At 40.7% G+C, this 14856-nt stretch carries 16 protein-coding genes; 3 read left to right on the top strand and 13 right to left on the bottom strand.

Features of this window, described 5'->3' with window-relative positions:
• Positions 1 to 142 precede the first annotated feature (142 nt).
• From nox to ACFORF_RS01320, 9 genes are all read right to left on the bottom strand, one after another.
• Positions 143 to 1513: a H2O-forming NADH oxidase gene (nox, locus tag ACFORF_RS01360; RefSeq protein WP_380424630.1), complete on the bottom strand. Its 1371-nt coding sequence runs from the start codon at positions 1511 to 1513 to the stop codon at positions 143 to 145.
• A 231-nt stretch (positions 1514 to 1744) separates the two neighbouring features.
• Positions 1745 to 2701, bottom strand: a complete 957-nt coding sequence (locus ACFORF_RS01355) for an ABC transporter permease (RefSeq protein WP_380424627.1) — start codon at positions 2699 to 2701, stop codon at positions 1745 to 1747.
• Position 2702: 1 nt separating this feature from the next.
• On the bottom strand, positions 2703 to 3758 hold the full coding sequence (locus ACFORF_RS01350; protein ID WP_380424624.1) for an ABC transporter permease: 1056 nt from the start codon (positions 3756 to 3758) through the stop codon (positions 2703 to 2705).
• A complete protein-coding gene (locus ACFORF_RS01345; protein WP_380424620.1) occupies positions 3748 to 5286 on the bottom strand; it encodes an ABC transporter ATP-binding protein in 1539 nt (512 codons plus the stop codon). Before ACFORF_RS01345 ends, ACFORF_RS01350 begins: the two co-directional genes overlap by 11 nt.
• Before the next feature lie 126 nt (positions 5287 to 5412).
• Positions 5413 to 6495, bottom strand: a complete 1083-nt coding sequence (locus ACFORF_RS01340) for a BMP family lipoprotein (protein ID WP_380424617.1) — start codon at positions 6493 to 6495, stop codon at positions 5413 to 5415.
• Positions 6496 to 6560: 65 nt separating this feature from the next.
• Positions 6561 to 6950 carry a cytidine deaminase gene (locus tag ACFORF_RS01335; protein ID WP_380424615.1) on the bottom strand — a complete coding sequence of 130 codons (390 nt, stop codon included), beginning with the start codon at positions 6948 to 6950 and terminating at the stop codon, positions 6561 to 6563.
• A complete protein-coding gene (deoC, locus tag ACFORF_RS01330; RefSeq protein WP_380424612.1) occupies positions 6937 to 7599 on the bottom strand; it encodes a deoxyribose-phosphate aldolase in 663 nt (220 codons plus the stop codon). Before deoC ends, ACFORF_RS01335 begins: the two co-directional genes overlap by 14 nt.
• Positions 7600 to 7670: 71 nt before the next feature.
• Complete coding sequence (locus ACFORF_RS01325; protein WP_380424610.1) at positions 7671 to 8948, bottom strand: pyrimidine-nucleoside phosphorylase; 1278 nt, start codon at positions 8946 to 8948, stop codon at positions 7671 to 7673.
• The gene (locus ACFORF_RS01320; RefSeq protein ID WP_380424608.1) at positions 8935 to 9537 is read right to left on the bottom strand and encodes a class I SAM-dependent methyltransferase; all 603 of its coding nucleotides are present in this window, start codon (positions 9535 to 9537) and stop codon (positions 8935 to 8937) included. Before ACFORF_RS01320 ends, ACFORF_RS01325 begins: the two co-directional genes overlap by 14 nt.
• A gap of 117 nt (positions 9538 to 9654) precedes the next feature.
• Here ACFORF_RS01320 and coaA point away from each other — a divergent pair, with 117 nt between their 5' ends.
• From coaA to ACFORF_RS01305, 3 genes are read left to right on the top strand one after another with little or no spacing between them, the layout of a single operon-like run.
• Positions 9655 to 10581, top strand: coding sequence for a type I pantothenate kinase (coaA, locus tag ACFORF_RS01315; protein ID WP_380424606.1), 927 nt, complete (start codon positions 9655 to 9657; stop codon positions 10579 to 10581).
• A 52-nt stretch (positions 10582 to 10633) separates the two neighbouring features.
• Positions 10634 to 10882: a 30S ribosomal protein S20 gene (gene rpsT / locus ACFORF_RS01310; protein ID WP_380424604.1), complete on the top strand. Its 249-nt coding sequence runs from the start codon at positions 10634 to 10636 to the stop codon at positions 10880 to 10882.
• A gap of 48 nt (positions 10883 to 10930) precedes the next feature.
• Entirely contained in the window at positions 10931 to 11440 is a 510-nt protein-coding gene (locus ACFORF_RS01305; protein WP_380424601.1) for a DNA topology modulation protein, read from the top strand.
• Positions 11441 to 11592: 152 nt separating this feature from the next.
• On the opposite strand, the gene ACFORF_RS01300 is transcribed toward ACFORF_RS01305, so the two are convergent.
• The 4 genes from ACFORF_RS01300 to ACFORF_RS01285 form a co-directional block, all read right to left on the bottom strand.
• Positions 11593 to 12948, bottom strand: a complete 1356-nt coding sequence (locus tag ACFORF_RS01300; protein WP_380424598.1) for a sensor histidine kinase — start codon at positions 12946 to 12948, stop codon at positions 11593 to 11595.
• Positions 12938 to 13612, bottom strand: coding sequence for a response regulator transcription factor (locus ACFORF_RS01295; protein ID WP_380424596.1), 675 nt, complete (start codon positions 13610 to 13612; stop codon positions 12938 to 12940). Before ACFORF_RS01295 ends, ACFORF_RS01300 begins: the two co-directional genes overlap by 11 nt.
• A gap of 186 nt (positions 13613 to 13798) precedes the next feature.
• On the bottom strand, positions 13799 to 14308 hold the full coding sequence (locus ACFORF_RS01290; RefSeq protein WP_380424593.1) for a GNAT family N-acetyltransferase: 510 nt from the start codon (positions 14306 to 14308) through the stop codon (positions 13799 to 13801).
• Positions 14305 to 14748 carry an NUDIX hydrolase gene (locus ACFORF_RS01285; protein ID WP_380424590.1) on the bottom strand — a complete coding sequence of 148 codons (444 nt, stop codon included), beginning with the start codon at positions 14746 to 14748 and terminating at the stop codon, positions 14305 to 14307. The genes ACFORF_RS01290 and ACFORF_RS01285 overlap by 4 nt, the downstream gene beginning before the upstream one ends.
• Positions 14749 to 14856 lie beyond the last annotated feature (108 nt).

Below are 14856 nucleotides of genomic sequence, written 5' to 3'. Positions count from 1 at the left end.
AACTCGTATTTTCATTGCCATAAACATAAAACGAGAGAAGACAAGTCCTGTCCTCTCTCGGTGTTAAATTGGTCAACCCACTACAGTTGACAAAGAGCCATAAAAAACCAGCCCATTATAAGGACTGGTTTTAAAAATAATCTTAGTCTTTTGCACCAAGTGCAGCCATAGTGATATAGTTGTATGGCTTGTTGAAGTGTGGCAAGAAGAAGATATCTGTCAATGCCAATTTTTCGATGGTAACGCCTTCTTGGATAGCAAGTGAGAACATATGGATACCCATAGAGATGTCTTCACGAGCTGCCATTTGAGCACCAAGGATACGACGTGAGTCTTTATCGTAAACAATCTTGATGGTTACTGGGAAGTTACCATGCTCCATGAATTCAGGTTTTTGGTTGTCAGTGTATTCAGTTACAGCCGCATTGAAACCAAGACGGTTTGCTTTTTCAAGTGTCAAACCAGTTGATACTAGGTTAAGGCCGTAGATTGAGATACCGTTAGAACCTTGAACACCGATACCTTCAAGGTCAGTGCCACAAGCGTTGTGAGCAGCCACGATACCAGTACGAACAGCGTTTGAAGCCAAAGCGATGTAGCTTGTGTCTTTCAAGGCATTGTCATAGATAGTCGCACAGTCACCGATTGCGTAAACACCTGGGATAGATGTTTCTTGATGTTTGTTAACAAGGAATGCACCGTTGCGGAAGCGTTCGATACCTTCACCTGCAAATGCAGTGTTTGGACGGAAACCAACAGCAAGGATAACCATGTCCACATCGTATTCGTTTTTGTCAGTGATGATTTTTTCAACTTTACCGTTACCAGCAACTTCTTGAACAGTCTCACCAAAGGCCAATTGGATACCATGTTCCTCAAGGTTTTTAGCCATTGCATCGCTAAGGTCACGATCATAGTAACCAGCCAAGCAAGTGTCTACAACGTCGATAAGGACAACATCTTTACCTTTACGTTGGAAAGCTTCAGCAAGTTCAACCCCAATGTAACCAGCACCAACTACTGCTACGCGTTGGATATCTTTGTCTTTCAAACGCTCGATAACGTCAGCAGAGTTTTGGTACAATTTAACGAATTGAAGGTTTTCAAGAGTTGCTTCAAATTCCAATGAACCTGGCTTGAACTCGGCACCTTTGATTGGTGGCAAGATTGGTTGTGAACCAGTCGCAAAGATCAATTTATCAAATGATTCAACATGTTCTTGACCGTTTACAAGAGCAGTTACAGTTTTAGCATCGTAGTCGATGTGTTGTACTGGTGACTCCATGTAAACTGTAGCACCAAGGCTTTCCAACTCTTCCTTGTTAGAGTAGAAGAGACCTTCTGAACCAGCAATTTGTTCACCAATCCAAAGTGCCATACCACAACCAAGGAAAGAGATGTTAGAGTTTTGGTCAAACACGACGATTTCGTTAGCATCACCGTAGTTTGTCAACATAGTTTTGATACATGCTGTACCAGCGTGGTTTGCACCAACAACAACGATTTTACTCATGTGTAAATTCCTCTTTTCAATTTTATATAATAATTTACAACTATAGTATAACACAAGTGGTCAACCGCTTTCAATTTTTTTGCTCATTTTTTCACAGATTTTTCTTTTTTTAACAACAAATATTTTTAAAAGAAATTTTTCTTCAATGTTTCTATCAGTCAGGGTTCTTTAAATTAAAGTAAAGAAATCAAAGATCTAAAAAACAGCCCCAATTAAAGGACTGTTTGTCAATTACTTAGACTTAATGTAGTTAACACCATCAGCTTTAGGCGCTACTGCTTTTCCAAAGAAGACAGCTAAAACGATAACCGTCAAGACATATGGCGCAATCTGAAGATAGACTGGTGGCACTCCTTTTAGGAATGGCAATTGGCTACCCACAACAGCAAGCGATTGGGACATTCCGAAGAAAAGACTCGATAGCATAGCTCCAATCGGATTCCAGCGACCAAAAATCATGGCTGCAAGAGCAATGAAACCTGGACCTGCAATCGTTGCACCAGAGAATTGGCCTGAAATGGATTGTGAATAAATCGCTCCACCAATTCCTCCCAAGAAGCCAGAAATCATCACACCCAGGTAACGCATCAAATAAACATTAATACCCAAGCTATCCGCTGCTTGAGGATGTTCTCCAACTGAGCGCAAACGCAAGCCAAAACTCGTTTTATAAATGATAAACCAAGACAAGAAAGCTACTGCTACTGCTACATAAGCTGGCAAACTACTAGAAGTAAAGAAAATCTTACCAATCACAGGAATATCAGATAGAAGAGGGAAGGTGAATTTACCAAATGATTTAGCAATGGTATCGGTCTGACCGCGATCATAGATCGCTTTACAGAGAAAGACTGCCAAGCTAGGCGCAATCAAGTTCAAGACAGTACCTGAAACCACGTGGTCAGCACGGAAGTTTACCGTCGCAGCCGCATGAAGAAGTGAATAAACTAAACCAATAAGACCTGCGACTATCGCCGCAATCCATGGTGTAGCATTTCCAAAAACAGAGGCCATCTCAATGTTAAAGACAACACCAGCAAAGGCACCCATAACCATGATTCCTTCAAGGCCAACGTTTACGACACCTGAACGTTCAGAGAAAGTTCCACCAATACTCGTGAAAATGAGAGGAGCTGAATAAATCAACGTGTTAGACACAACGAGTGCCAATAGAGTCACTAAATCCATCTTATTTTCCTCCCTTCGTTACTTTTGGTTTAATGAACTGACGAATCAGGAAGTCAATTCCGACAAAGAAGATAATCAGAGCAGAAACGACATCAATAATTTCAGGTGGCACGATGGCCTGCATGCCTGATTTCCCAATTTCAAGGACGGCAAACAAGAAGGCTGCAAATGGGATTCCAATCGGAGAGTTAGCTGCAAGCAAGGCTACGGCCATCCCGTTAAATCCAATACTGAGTGAAGAGTCTTGTTGCTTAACGAATTCGTAGGTTCCAAGACCATCGACAGCACCACCAAGTCCCGCAAGAGCACCTGAAATAACCATTGAAATGATAATCATTTTCTTAGAAGACATTCCAGCATATTCAGAAGCATTTGGATTGAGACCTACTGCTGTAATTTCATAACCAAGTGTCGTTTTCTTCAGCATGAACCAAATGATGACAGCTGCGACAATCGCAAAGATGAGACCTAAGTTAATCCGAGCGTGGCTAAACATTTCAGACAACCAGTCTAATTGATAGGATGCAGATTCAGAAATCTTCGCTGTTTGAGAGCCTTTTTGAGCAAATTTAACCAAAAGATAGTTATTGACCAAGGCATTAGATGTATACAAAATGATATAGTTCATCATGATTGTCACGATAACCTCGCTGGTCCCAAGATAAGCACGTAGCACACCTGGAACTGCACCAGCAAAACCACCCGCCAACAAGGCAATCAAAACCGTAATAGGAATAGAAATGATTTTCGGTAAATCTGGATGCTCCAAGGCAAACCACCCAGCAGTGGTCCAAGCAATCAAGGCTTGTCCTGGCAAACCGACGTTGAAGAAACCTGCCTTAGAAGCCACAGAGAACCCAAGAGCAATCAACATCAATGGAGCCATGGAACGACCAATTTCACCGATGTTATAAGGTGAACCAAAGGCAGTCGATAATAATTTTGCATAGGCTTCAATCGGGTTGTAACCGAAAATCAGCATCAAGACTGCACCAGCAACAAGACCAAGTAGAACAGCAATCAGAGGCACTGCCCAACTTTGTGTTTTATGAGACATGTGTTTCCTCCTTTGCTAAACTGCCACCGGCCATCAAAATACCCAACTCTTGTTTGTTGGTTGTAGCCGGATCTAAAATTCCTTGAATCTGACCGTCATGAATAACTGCAATCCGGTCAGAGACATCGAGAATCTCATCCAATTCGAAACTAACAACGAGGACTGCCTTACCTTTATCACGTTCACCAATCAGACGTTTACGGATATATTCAATTGCTCCAACGTCCAAACCACGTGTCGGTTGACTAACGATAAGAAGGTCCGGATTACGATCAATTTCTCGTGCAATAACCGCTTTTTGCTGGTTACCACCAGAAAGATCTCCACCAGCAATCAATTCACCGGCTCCACGGACATCAAACTCTTCCATAAGTTCACGAGCTTTGGCATTCATATTGTCATAGTTGAGAATCCCATTCTTCGAATTTGGTTCCTTATAATAGGTTTGAAGAGCCAAGTTTTCAGCAACAGTCATCTCAAGGACCATACCGTCCCGATGGCGATCTTCCGGAATATGACCAAGGCTCATCTCAGTAATCTGACGGACTGTTTTCCCGTGAATAGATTGGCCCTTAATCAAAACATCACCAGAGACAGTCTTACGCATACCCGTAATGGCTTCAATCAGTTCTGTCTGACCGTTTCCATCAATCCCAGCAATTCCAACAACCTCCCCTGCACGCACCTGCAAGGAAAGATTTTTAACAGCAGCAACACCACGGTTTTCATTGACCACAAGGTTTTGAATATCCAGCACAACTTCTTTAGGATTTGCAGCTATCTTTTCGGTCTTGAAGGAGACGGAACGTCCAACCATCATCTCAGCCAATTCCTGACTCGTCGACCCTTCAATCGTTACAGTATCGATAGACTTCCCACGTCGAATAACGGTTACTCGATCAGAAACCGCACGGATTTCATCCAATTTATGGGTGATAAGGATAATAGACTTACCTTCCTTAACAAGGTTACGCATAATATCCAAAAGCTCTGCTATTTCTGAAGGGGTCAAGACAGCCGTAGGCTCATCAAAGATAATAATATCAGCACCACGATAGAGCGTCTTCAAAATTTCAACCCGCTGTTGGGCTCCAACGGAAATATCAGAGATTTTTGCCGAAGGGTCTACAGCGAGACCATAATGTTCTGATAAAGCTTTGATTTCTTGCGATGCCTTTTTTAAATCAAGTGCCACTCCCTTGGTCACTTCGTTCCCAAGGATGATATTTTCAGCAACAGTAAAGGCCTCAACCAACATAAAGTGTTGGTGAACCATTCCAATTCCAAGTTTAGCAGCTTTAGACGGAGAGTCTAAATGAACTTCTTGACCATTGACCAAAATTTGTCCACTGGTAGGTTGTAACAAGCCAGCCAACATATTCATGAGCGTAGATTTACCAGCTCCATTCTCACCGAGAAGGGAATGAATTTCTCCACGTTTGACGGTCAAATTGATCTGATCGTTAGCAACAAATTCACCAAATTTTTTGGTGATATTGCGCATTTCAATGACATTTTCCTGTGTCATATCCTATCCTTTCAGAATTCTTTTTATGTCAGTAAAGCTTGCTACACTAGTAGCAGGCTTTACTGAGACAAAAAGTCCCAGCTTCAAAGAAAGCGACCACAAGGGCCGCTCGCTTGAAAGGTTGTCTTATTTAGAATCTGATGCTACACCAGAATCAACTTTAAGGCTGCCATCGATAATTTTATCTTTAGCTTCAGTGATAGCTTTTACGATATCTTCAGAAAGTCCGTCTGTGACAACGTCAACACCACCGTCAGCTAAACCAAAAGTTTGAACTGTTCCACCAGGGAATTCTTTACCTTCTTGAGCGTCTGTTGCGATTTTAGCAAGTACAGAACCAACTTCTTTGATGGTTGATGTCAAAGTAGATGTAGATTCTTTACCGTCTTTAGAAGTGTATTTTCCTTCTTCGGTTTGGTCACGGTCAACACCAATTACCCAAACTTTTTTGTCGCTATCTGCGTCAAGTTGTGAATTAATGTCTGAAGCTTCTTGGAAGACACCTGTACCAGTTGCTCCTGAAGCATGGTAGATAACGTCGATACCTGAAGCATACATAGTTGCAGCGATTGTTTTACCTTTCGCAGCGTCTGAATAGCTTTCAGCATATTGAACTTCAACTGTGATGTCAGGGTTTACGGATTTAACACCTTCTTTGAAACCTGTCTCAAATCGAGTGATTGTGTCTGAAGTCATACCACCAACGAAACCAACTTTGTTTGTTTTAGTTGTTTTCGCTGCTGCAATACCTGCAAGGTAAGCACCTTCGTGGTCAGCAAAGAGGGCAGACAATACGTTGTCTCCTTCAGCAACAGAGTCAATCAAGATATAGTTGAGATCTGCGTGACGTCCTGCAGCTGTCGTGATGCCATCAGTTAATTTATAACCGATACCTGCGATTAAGTTGTAACCTGCTGAAGCAGCTGACTCAAGGTTAGTTTCATATTGAGACTCATCATCTGATTGGTAGTAATCGTAGTCTTTTTTCGCTGTTAGACCGTTTTCTTCACCCCAAGCTGAGATACCTTCCCAAGCTGATTGGTTGAATGATTTATCATCAACACCACCTGTGTCGGTAACCATTGCAAATTTTACAGTGCTTTCTGCATCAGAAGAAGATGATTCTGATTTAGATGAGCTGTTACCACATGCAGCCAATGAAAGAGCTGCTACCGTTGCTAGACCAAATCCAACAAATTTTTTGTTCATCTCTGAACCCTCCTAAAAAATTTTCACGCAACACACGTTGCAAAAGTTAAACAACCATTCACAGATTAGGTTAAATCTGTAAAGGAATATGGAAGTAATTCCCTGACCGTCATCACGACCGTCGATTTATCTTTGGCAACCAAGGTTACCGGTAGATCTTGATTAAAAAATTCTGACATGACCTGACGACAGGCCCCACAAGGTGAGATAGGTTTATCGGTTTCGCCATAAATCACAAGGTCCGCAAAGTCCCTATACCCTTCAGAAACTGCCTTAAAAATTGCAGTTCTCTCTGCGCAGTTGGTTAGACCAAAAGAAGCATTCTCCACATTACATCCCTGAAATACATGCCCGTCTTTTGTCACTAGGGCTGCACCCACTGGGAAGTGAGAATAAGGGACATAGGCATGTTGACTAGCTTCTATAGCAAGGTCGATCAACTTAGTATCCGCCATTGACTTCTTGCCCCTCTAAGATTGCTACGCCAGCAGAAGTCCCGATACGGGTCGCACCTGCTTCAATAAAGGCAAGAGCATCTGCATAAGAACGCGCACCGCCAGCGGCCTTTACACCCATCTCTGGTCCAACAGTCTCTCGTATAAGACGGACATCTTCAATAGTTGCTCCTCCTGTTGAAAAACCTGTTGAAGTTTTCACGAAGTCTGCACCTGCCGCCTGACAAGCCCGACAAGCCGCAACTTTTTCCTCATCTGTCAATAAACAAGCTTCGATAATAACTTTTACCAGTTTATCTCCACCCGCTACAACGACGGCCTCGATGTCCTTTTGAACACCTGCTAAATCACCTGCTTTGAGGAGGCCAATATTTAGGACCATGTCAATCTCATCAGCACCATTTGAAATGGCATTTTGAGTTTCAAAAGCTTTCGTTTCAGATGTCGTCGCTCCCAAAGGGAAACCAACAACTGTACAGACTTTAACATCTGAATCTTTCAGACGCTCTGCAGCTAGGTCAACCCAACTAGGATTCACGCATACACTAGCAAAATCATAGGAAATTGCTTGGTCAATCAAGGTTTCAATCTGTTCCTGAGTCGCTTCAGGCTTCAATAAGGTATGGTCAATGTACTTGTTCAATTCCATAAGTTCTTCTCATTCCTAATTTTGAGTTAATGTTCTGTTTTTTATTAGAATTCAGTCGTTAAAACGTTTACTTAGGTTATAATTTTCAAAATTTCCTTAGGATGAACTTCCACTTCTCCTATTTTAACATTTTTTTTGAATTCTGTAATTAAATTTGTCGACAATTTTTCATTTGAAAATATTTGAGCAATCCGCTGGCCTTTTTCCACTTTATCTCCGACTTTCAAGTCAAAGACAATCCCTGTTTCATAGTCCAATGGATCTGTTTTAACGGCACGACCTGCCCCTAATCTCATCGCAAAGAGTCCAAACTCTAAAGCTGGCAGCTCTGCTATGTAACCCGTATCATCTGAAAGGATATCTGTCACAAAATCTGCACTGGAAGGCCGATAAAGATCTTCCAGATCACCACCTTGATAGGTTACCATTTCTTCAAACTTCTTGAGGGCCTGACCATCTACAAGATGTTTCCTAATCGTTACCAAATCTTGTTCTTGACCAGCTAACTGCAACATAATCTGAGCCAATTCACAGATAAAGTGAGTCACATCCTCACGGCCTTGGCCTTGCATGATTTCAAGTGCTTCTAAAACCTCTAGACGGTTACCGATGGCGCGACCGACAGGCTGACTCATGTTCGTGATAACTGCAATTGTCTCACGACCAACAGCCTTTCCAAGGTCAACCATGGTTCGGGAGAGAACTTCAGCATCTTCTAAGGTCTTCATAAAGGCACCGTCACCAACCGTTACATCTAATAGAATACTATTAGCCCCAGCAGCAATTTTTTTAGACATAACAGACGAGGCAATTAGGGGAATGATATCAACGGTCGCAGTCACGTCTCGAAGAGCGTAGAGCAACTTATCCGCTCGAACCAAGTCATCTGATTGCCCAATAACGGAAAGGCCAATCTCTTGTACCTGTTTGATAAAGTCTTCTTCGCTACGTTCAATCTGATAACCCTTAATCGATTCCAGTTTATCTAAGGTTCCTCCAGTGTGACCAAGACCTCGTCCACTCATTTTAGCAACGGGAACTCCAAAACTTGCGACGAGCGGGGCCAAAATCAGAGTGACCTTGTCCCCAACTCCACCAGTAGAGTGCTTGTCTGTTTTTATCCCCTCAATGGACGACAAATCAAATTGCTTACCCGAAGCTACCATGGCCATGGTCAGGTCACTGGTTTCACGAGTAGACATTCCTTGGAAATAGATAGCCATGGCAAAAGCTGCCATTTGATAATCCGGCACACTTCCTGTAGCATAGCCTTCAATGAGCCACTGAATTTCTTCTGATGTAAGTTCTTGACCATCACGCTTTTTCTGAATTAAATCAACTGTTCGCATCTTTGATACTCCTTAAAATATAGTATCCCTTATCCTTTTTCAAAATCTCAACATTGCCAAAGACTTCTTCCATTTTGGCCTTGGCTGAAGGTGCCCCCTGTTTTTTCTGAATCACGATAGTCAGATGGCCGCCATCATTCAAATAATCAATACTTTTTTCTATTATGGTGTGAACCACTTGCTTACCTGCCCGAATTGGGGGATTAGAAACAATATAATCAAATGTCCCTTCAACAGACTCATAGATATTAGACTGAAAAATATCTGCAGTTACATCGTTCGTTTGGGCATTTTCTTTAGCCAAATCAATAGCTCTTTGGTTGATATCAACCATGGTCACTTCAACACCATAGACTTTTGAAAGGCTAATCCCAAGCGGACCATAACCGCAACCAACATCTAAAAGGTTCTTTCCCTTCTCCAAATCATCCAGGCTATTGAGCAAGACCTGACTGCCAAAATCAATCATTTTTTTGGAAAAAACCCCTGCATCGGTTACAAAGCGAAAAGTTTGTCCCAATAATTGAACGGTCAACAGATGGCGATCATGGGCCGCATCTGGATTTTCTGCATAATACATCTTTGCCATAACTTTACTTTCTAAGTTATTTATAGGACCATTATTTTACCATAATTTGAAACTGTTTTCAATTTAATTTTAAAAAATATGATATAATGGTCAACAGAATATTTAAAGAGGATACCTATGCATACTCATCATGAATTGATTAACTTTGAACGCCTCAGCCGTCAGGAATGGCAAACCTTACATCAAGAATCTCAAGCCTTGCTGACAGAACAAGAATTAGACTCTATTAAAAGTTTAAATGATACCATCGGTATTCAAGACGTAATTGACATTTACCTTCCCTTGCTCAATCTCATTACTATCTATAAAAAAACTCAAGAAAATCTCAGTTTTTCAAAATCTATTTTCTTGAAAAAAAACGTTCAAACTCGTCCCTTCATCATTGGAATCTCTGGGTCGGTTGCAGTTGGGAAATCTACGACCAGCCGCCTCCTGCAACTCCTCCTTTCAAGAACCTTTGAAAATGCTTCAGTTGAAATGGTGACAACAGACGGTTTTCTTTATCCCAATGAAACGTTGATTAAAAAAGGTATTCTAAATAAAAAAGGTTTCCCAGAATCCTATGACATGGAGACCTTAATTCATTTCTTAGATAATATTAAAAACGGACACACAGTAGATATCCCAGTTTATTCTCATGAAATTTACAATATCGTCCCTAACCAGAAACAAACCATCACAGCACCCGATTTTCTCATTATCGAGGGAATCAATGTCTTTCAAAACCAGCAAAACAACCGTCTCTATATGAGCGATTACTTCGATTTTTCAATCTATATAGATGCGGAATCTGATAACATTGAGCATTGGTACTTGGAGCGTTTCAAGCGTCTCTTGGACATGGCAGAGCGTGACGAGTCCAACTACTACTACCAATACACTAAACTTCCTCGTCAGGAAGCTTTGGATTTTGCCCGTAGTATTTGGAAAACCATCAACTTAGTTAACTTGGAAAATTACATCGAACCCACTCGAAATCGAGCAGAACTGATTATTCACAAGGATAAAAGCCATAAAATTGATGAAATTTACCTAAAAAAGTAATTTAGGCTTGTCAAAAGGTAGGAAATCCTATATAATGGGATAGTTAAGATAAATGGAGGTGAAAACTTTGGCAAACATTAAATCAGCGATCAAACGTGCAGAACTTAACGTAAAACAAAACGCTAAAAACTCAGCACAAAAATCTGCTATGCGTACAGCAATCAAAGCATTTGAAGCTAACCCATCTGAAGAATTGTTCCGCGCTGCTTCTTCAAGCATCGACAAGGCTGAATCAAAAGGTTTGATTCACAAAAACAAAGCTTCTCGTGATAAAGCACGTCTTGCTTCTAAACTAGCTTAATAAGAACAGCCACCGCAAGGTGGTTTTTCTCTACTCTAAGAGGTAACTATGAAAATTGCAATTATCGGATATTCAGGTGGGGGAAAATCAACTCTAGCTAAGTTACTCGCTAACCATTATGGCCTCCCAAAATTGCACCTAGATCGGCTTCAATTTACAGAAGGCTGGATATCCAGACCTCAGGGAGCCTTGATTGATGACCTAGGAACTTTTCTAGATAAGCATAAGGACTGGGTAATTGATGGTAACTATAGTTTTGCCTTTTATGATCGACGAATGGCAGAAGCTGACCAAATTATATTTCTCAATTTTTCACGATGGCGAAGTCTATGGCGAGTCAGCAAGCGATATTGGCAAAACAGGGGACATTCTCGAGACGACATGGCAGCCGGCTGCCCAGAAAAATTAGATTGGGAATTTATTCGTTGGGTGCTATATGATGGGCGGACTAGGCAAGCTAAATTACGTTATAAAGCCATCCAACAGCAATATCCAGAAAAATTTATTATCTTAAAAACTCAAAGTGACATTGACCAATTCCTAAAAACATTGGCTTGATGGACTTAAATTCCATAGTTGTGACATGAAATTCACTCTCATCCATATAAAAAGCGCATAACATCTGGACCAAATGTTCCTAATGTTATGCGTTTTATCTTGTTCAAACCCTATTTTTCTTTAGCGAATTTACAAACTATCAACGATAAAGATTATAGAGGAAGTTTGATTTCAAAAATAGTCCCGCGTTCAAAATTATCACGGACAATTAATTTTCCTTTTAGGGTTTCGACAATTTGCTTGGCCAGGGATAAGCCAAGACCAAAGCCCCCTTTTTGTCGAGTACGAGCCTTGTCAACACGGTAGAACCGATCAAAGATCTTGTCCTTATCATCATCAGAAATTCCAGATCCATTATCGGCCACTGTAATGACGAGATTTTTATCGACAACTCGAGTTGTTAATTCAATGATACCATCATCATCAGTATACTTACAAGCATTATCAAATAGGATTGTAATGGCTTGCTTTAAAAGAACTGGATCTGATTTAAACACTGACTTCACAAGATTTTGACCATAAAATTCCTTACTAGAATCTTCAGCAATTAACTCATAATTCTCAATGAGTCCTTCAAAAAACTCACCTGTCAATTCTTGCAATTGAACTTCCATGCCGTCGTCACGACGAGCCAAATTGAGCAAATTAGTCGTCAAAATTCTCATATTTCGGACCTCTTCCAAACTCGCAGCGATGTTTTCACTACTATCAAGAATGGTCGCATCTGGTTTACGGAACAAGGCTTCTAAGCGATTTTGTAAAACAGCCAAAGGAGTCCGTAATTCATGACTAGCATTTTCGACAAAACTCTTCTGTCGTTCATAGTTGGCTAAGATTGGTTTACGACTCCACTTCGCAAGATAGACACTTGCGCCAATTGAAATCAACCAAAAAAGTATCATTGTAGTGATTGTGATTCTTTCCGAACGACGGTTGGCATCCTGAATTTGAGTTGTATTTACAAATATAGTAATATAGGCAGCATCCGGATAGTCAGTGTGAGAAACAGGAACTGTTACAGCCCGATAACTTTCTGCTCGACCACTTAAGGTCTCAAAATCATCAATTGCATATACGTCATTTAGATTTTTAGTGGATAAAGAAATATCTTCAATACCAGAGAAGCTATCAGTTGTCCCGAGAACATTGCCATCCTTATCATAAACAACCACATCCATGTTTGCTGAAAAATCAGACGGTGGCTTAACTTTTACAGCAATAGACTTCTCAGTAGTTTCCTTTTTGTCTTCCGTTGACTGAATTTGCTTCTCTGTAATGGAAACTTCAGAAAAAAACTGCTCATGAGATAGTCCAAGCATGACATAGTGATTTGCATTATCTGATGCAACTTTCAAGCTTTGATCAACCGTTGAATAAGCTCCGCTATTCATAATATTGAGAACTATTATGGTCATCGCTAAAAAGATGATAGAAAATACTGTGAAGAAGTGAAGGAAATATGAAAAATTTCCCTCACTCCTTCTCTTTTTTTGAATCTTATTCCACATTTTTCAAAATATAGCCTACACTACGCAAGGTCTGAAGATTATTGGCAAAATCTGACCCTTTTAGTTTTTTACGAATCTTAGACACGTAAACTTCAACTACAGATACCGTCGTATCGCTATCAAAGCCCCAAATACGGTCAAATATTTGAGTCTTAGGCAAAATAACGTTTTGGTTTTGCAAGAAATAAACCAATAAATCAAACTCTTTACCTAATAATTCCACTTCCTGGTCTCCAAACATAGTTGTAATTGTTGACAAGTTAGCAGAAACATTCCCAAAAGAAAGTTTGTTCTCGTTAAACTTACCTGCTCGCTTAAGAAGAGCCTGAATGCGCATTTTCAATTCTTCTAGATAAAAGGGCTTAGTCAAATAATCATCAGCTCCAAGATCAAATCCATGTCCCTTATCATCCAAACCTTCCTTAGCCGTCATAATGAGAACTGGTGTTGTCACACCCTTCTCACGTAATTCCTTAAGGACTTGGAAACCATTTTTCTCAGGTAACATGAGGTCAAGCAAAATCAAATCATAAACACCAGATTCCGCTTCGTAGAGACCTTCTTCTCCATCAAAAACCTGCATGACATCCGCAAAATCATCTAAAAAATCAAAGACTGAATTGGATAAACTCAAGTCATCTTCAATCAAAAGAATTTTAATCATCACTCGCTCCTTTTAAACTTCAAATTGTCTTTTACCATTATAGCATTTTTATCCCTAAGAGTAAGTATCATCGAGATTATATTTGAATATAGTTTAGTAACAATTTTAAATAATACTAATAGTTTAGCAAAAGTATCTTAAAAACAACTAAAGCGAAGCTATGGAATAAAGGTCAATGTTCTAGTTTTACAATAATTCACGTTCAAAGGTGAAATTTTCCTTGCCACCTGGATTATACCAGCTGGGAATCTCTCCTTGGCAGGTAAAGCCCATGGCTTCATAAAAGGGAATACCCATTATGTTGCCTTGAGCAACCGTCACCTGTTGGCGAGAAATACCATACGTGGTTTTCTGGTGGTCGGTCAAAAAATCAACCAAGGCCCGTCCCATGCCCTTGCCCTTATGGTCAGGGTGGACATAGAGAACGTAGATATGTCCTAATGTGTTATTCTCAGAAACGCCGCCACCAATGGCTCCCAGAACCTGACCATCCAGCTCTGCCACCATATAACCATGCCAGTTTTCGTCACTGGTCGAACATTCCTTGGTCACTCGGTCCAGGTTATAAAAATCAGCAATGACTTTCTCAATATAGTCTGGGCTGTTCAAATTCTCATAGGTCACTCGCCAAGCCGACGAGCAAATCTCACAAATGGCCTGGGCGTCCGCAGGCGTCGCAAAACGTGTGGTAATCATATTAAATGTCCTTTCTCAGGAATAAGATCATGTAGGTAAAGGACTATTTTTTCGTCAGAAATATCACTAAGATGACTTATCCAACGAAACTCCGTATGCTCTTCAGGATCAAGTGTTATCCCAGTCAGCTCTCCTACTATTTTTGCTTCATAGACGAGGCGAGTGAATACAATTCCCTTAGCCTTATCAAGTTGGCTATCTTCATGCAAAAGTCTGTCCAATAAAACAGGTAGTCCTGTTTCTTCTAGACTTTCTCGTACCGCTGCTTCACGTGGTGTTTCAAACCGTTCAACACCACCTCCTGGAATATCAAAAAATTCAGGATAGACATTTGGTTTTCCGCGTTTAATGGTAGAACGCTTGATTAATAGATAGTTTCCCTCATGTTGAATAAGGGCATGTGCAATCAACTTGTGAGTCGCGGGACCAAACTGATTCATTCTTTTCCGGCTCTATAATTTCTGTAGTGGGTAGCTCCCCTGCAGAGATTATGGAGCCTTTTTGAATGTAGAAAAAAAGTCCCATATGACCTATAATGAAAAGCGATA

It is taken from the genome of Streptococcus caprae (genome assembly GCF_042649745.1).
Taxonomy (GTDB): Bacteria; Bacillota; Bacilli; order Lactobacillales; family Streptococcaceae; genus Streptococcus; species Streptococcus caprae.
The sequence above is the reverse complement of the archived record's forward strand: the minus strand, read 5'-3'. Positions and strand labels throughout refer to the sequence as shown.

What these genes read in the sequence shown, in the direction of transcription:
- nox (WP_380424630.1), bottom strand. Translation starts at nt 1,513, where the DNA reads ATGAGTAAAATCGTTGTTGTTGGTGCAAACCACGCTGGTACAGCATGT.
- ACFORF_RS01355 (WP_380424627.1), bottom strand. Translation starts at nt 2,701, where the DNA reads ATGGATTTAGTGACTCTATTGGCACTCGTTGTGTCTAACACGTTGATT.
- ACFORF_RS01350 (WP_380424624.1), bottom strand. Translation starts at nt 3,758, where the DNA reads ATGTCTCATAAAACACAAAGTTGGGCAGTGCCTCTGATTGCTGTTCTA.
- ACFORF_RS01345 (WP_380424620.1), bottom strand. Translation starts at nt 5,286, where the DNA reads ATGACACAGGAAAATGTCATTGAAATGCGCAATATCACCAAAAAATTT.
- ACFORF_RS01340 (WP_380424617.1), bottom strand. Translation starts at nt 6,495, where the DNA reads ATGAACAAAAAATTTGTTGGATTTGGTCTAGCAACGGTAGCAGCTCTT.
- ACFORF_RS01335 (WP_380424615.1), bottom strand. Translation starts at nt 6,950, where the DNA reads ATGGCGGATACTAAGTTGATCGACCTTGCTATAGAAGCTAGTCAACAT.
- deoC (WP_380424612.1), bottom strand. Translation starts at nt 7,599, where the DNA reads ATGGAATTGAACAAGTACATTGACCATACCTTATTGAAGCCTGAAGCG.
- ACFORF_RS01325 (WP_380424610.1), bottom strand. Translation starts at nt 8,948, where the DNA reads ATGCGAACAGTTGATTTAATTCAGAAAAAGCGTGATGGTCAAGAACTT.
- ACFORF_RS01320 (WP_380424608.1), bottom strand. Translation starts at nt 9,537, where the DNA reads ATGGCAAAGATGTATTATGCAGAAAATCCAGATGCGGCCCATGATCGC.
- coaA (WP_380424606.1), top strand. Translation starts at nt 9,655, where the DNA reads ATGCATACTCATCATGAATTGATTAACTTTGAACGCCTCAGCCGTCAG.
- rpsT (WP_380424604.1), top strand. Translation starts at nt 10,634, where the DNA reads ATGGAGGTGAAAACTTTGGCAAACATTAAATCAGCGATCAAACGTGCA.
- ACFORF_RS01305 (WP_380424601.1), top strand. Translation starts at nt 10,931, where the DNA reads ATGAAAATTGCAATTATCGGATATTCAGGTGGGGGAAAATCAACTCTA.
- ACFORF_RS01300 (WP_380424598.1), bottom strand. Translation starts at nt 12,948, where the DNA reads ATGTGGAATAAGATTCAAAAAAAGAGAAGGAGTGAGGGAAATTTTTCA.
- ACFORF_RS01295 (WP_380424596.1), bottom strand. Translation starts at nt 13,612, where the DNA reads ATGATTAAAATTCTTTTGATTGAAGATGACTTGAGTTTATCCAATTCA.
- ACFORF_RS01290 (WP_380424593.1), bottom strand. Translation starts at nt 14,308, where the DNA reads ATGATTACCACACGTTTTGCGACGCCTGCGGACGCCCAGGCCATTTGT.
- ACFORF_RS01285 (WP_380424590.1), bottom strand. Translation starts at nt 14,748, where the DNA reads ATGAATCAGTTTGGTCCCGCGACTCACAAGTTGATTGCACATGCCCTT.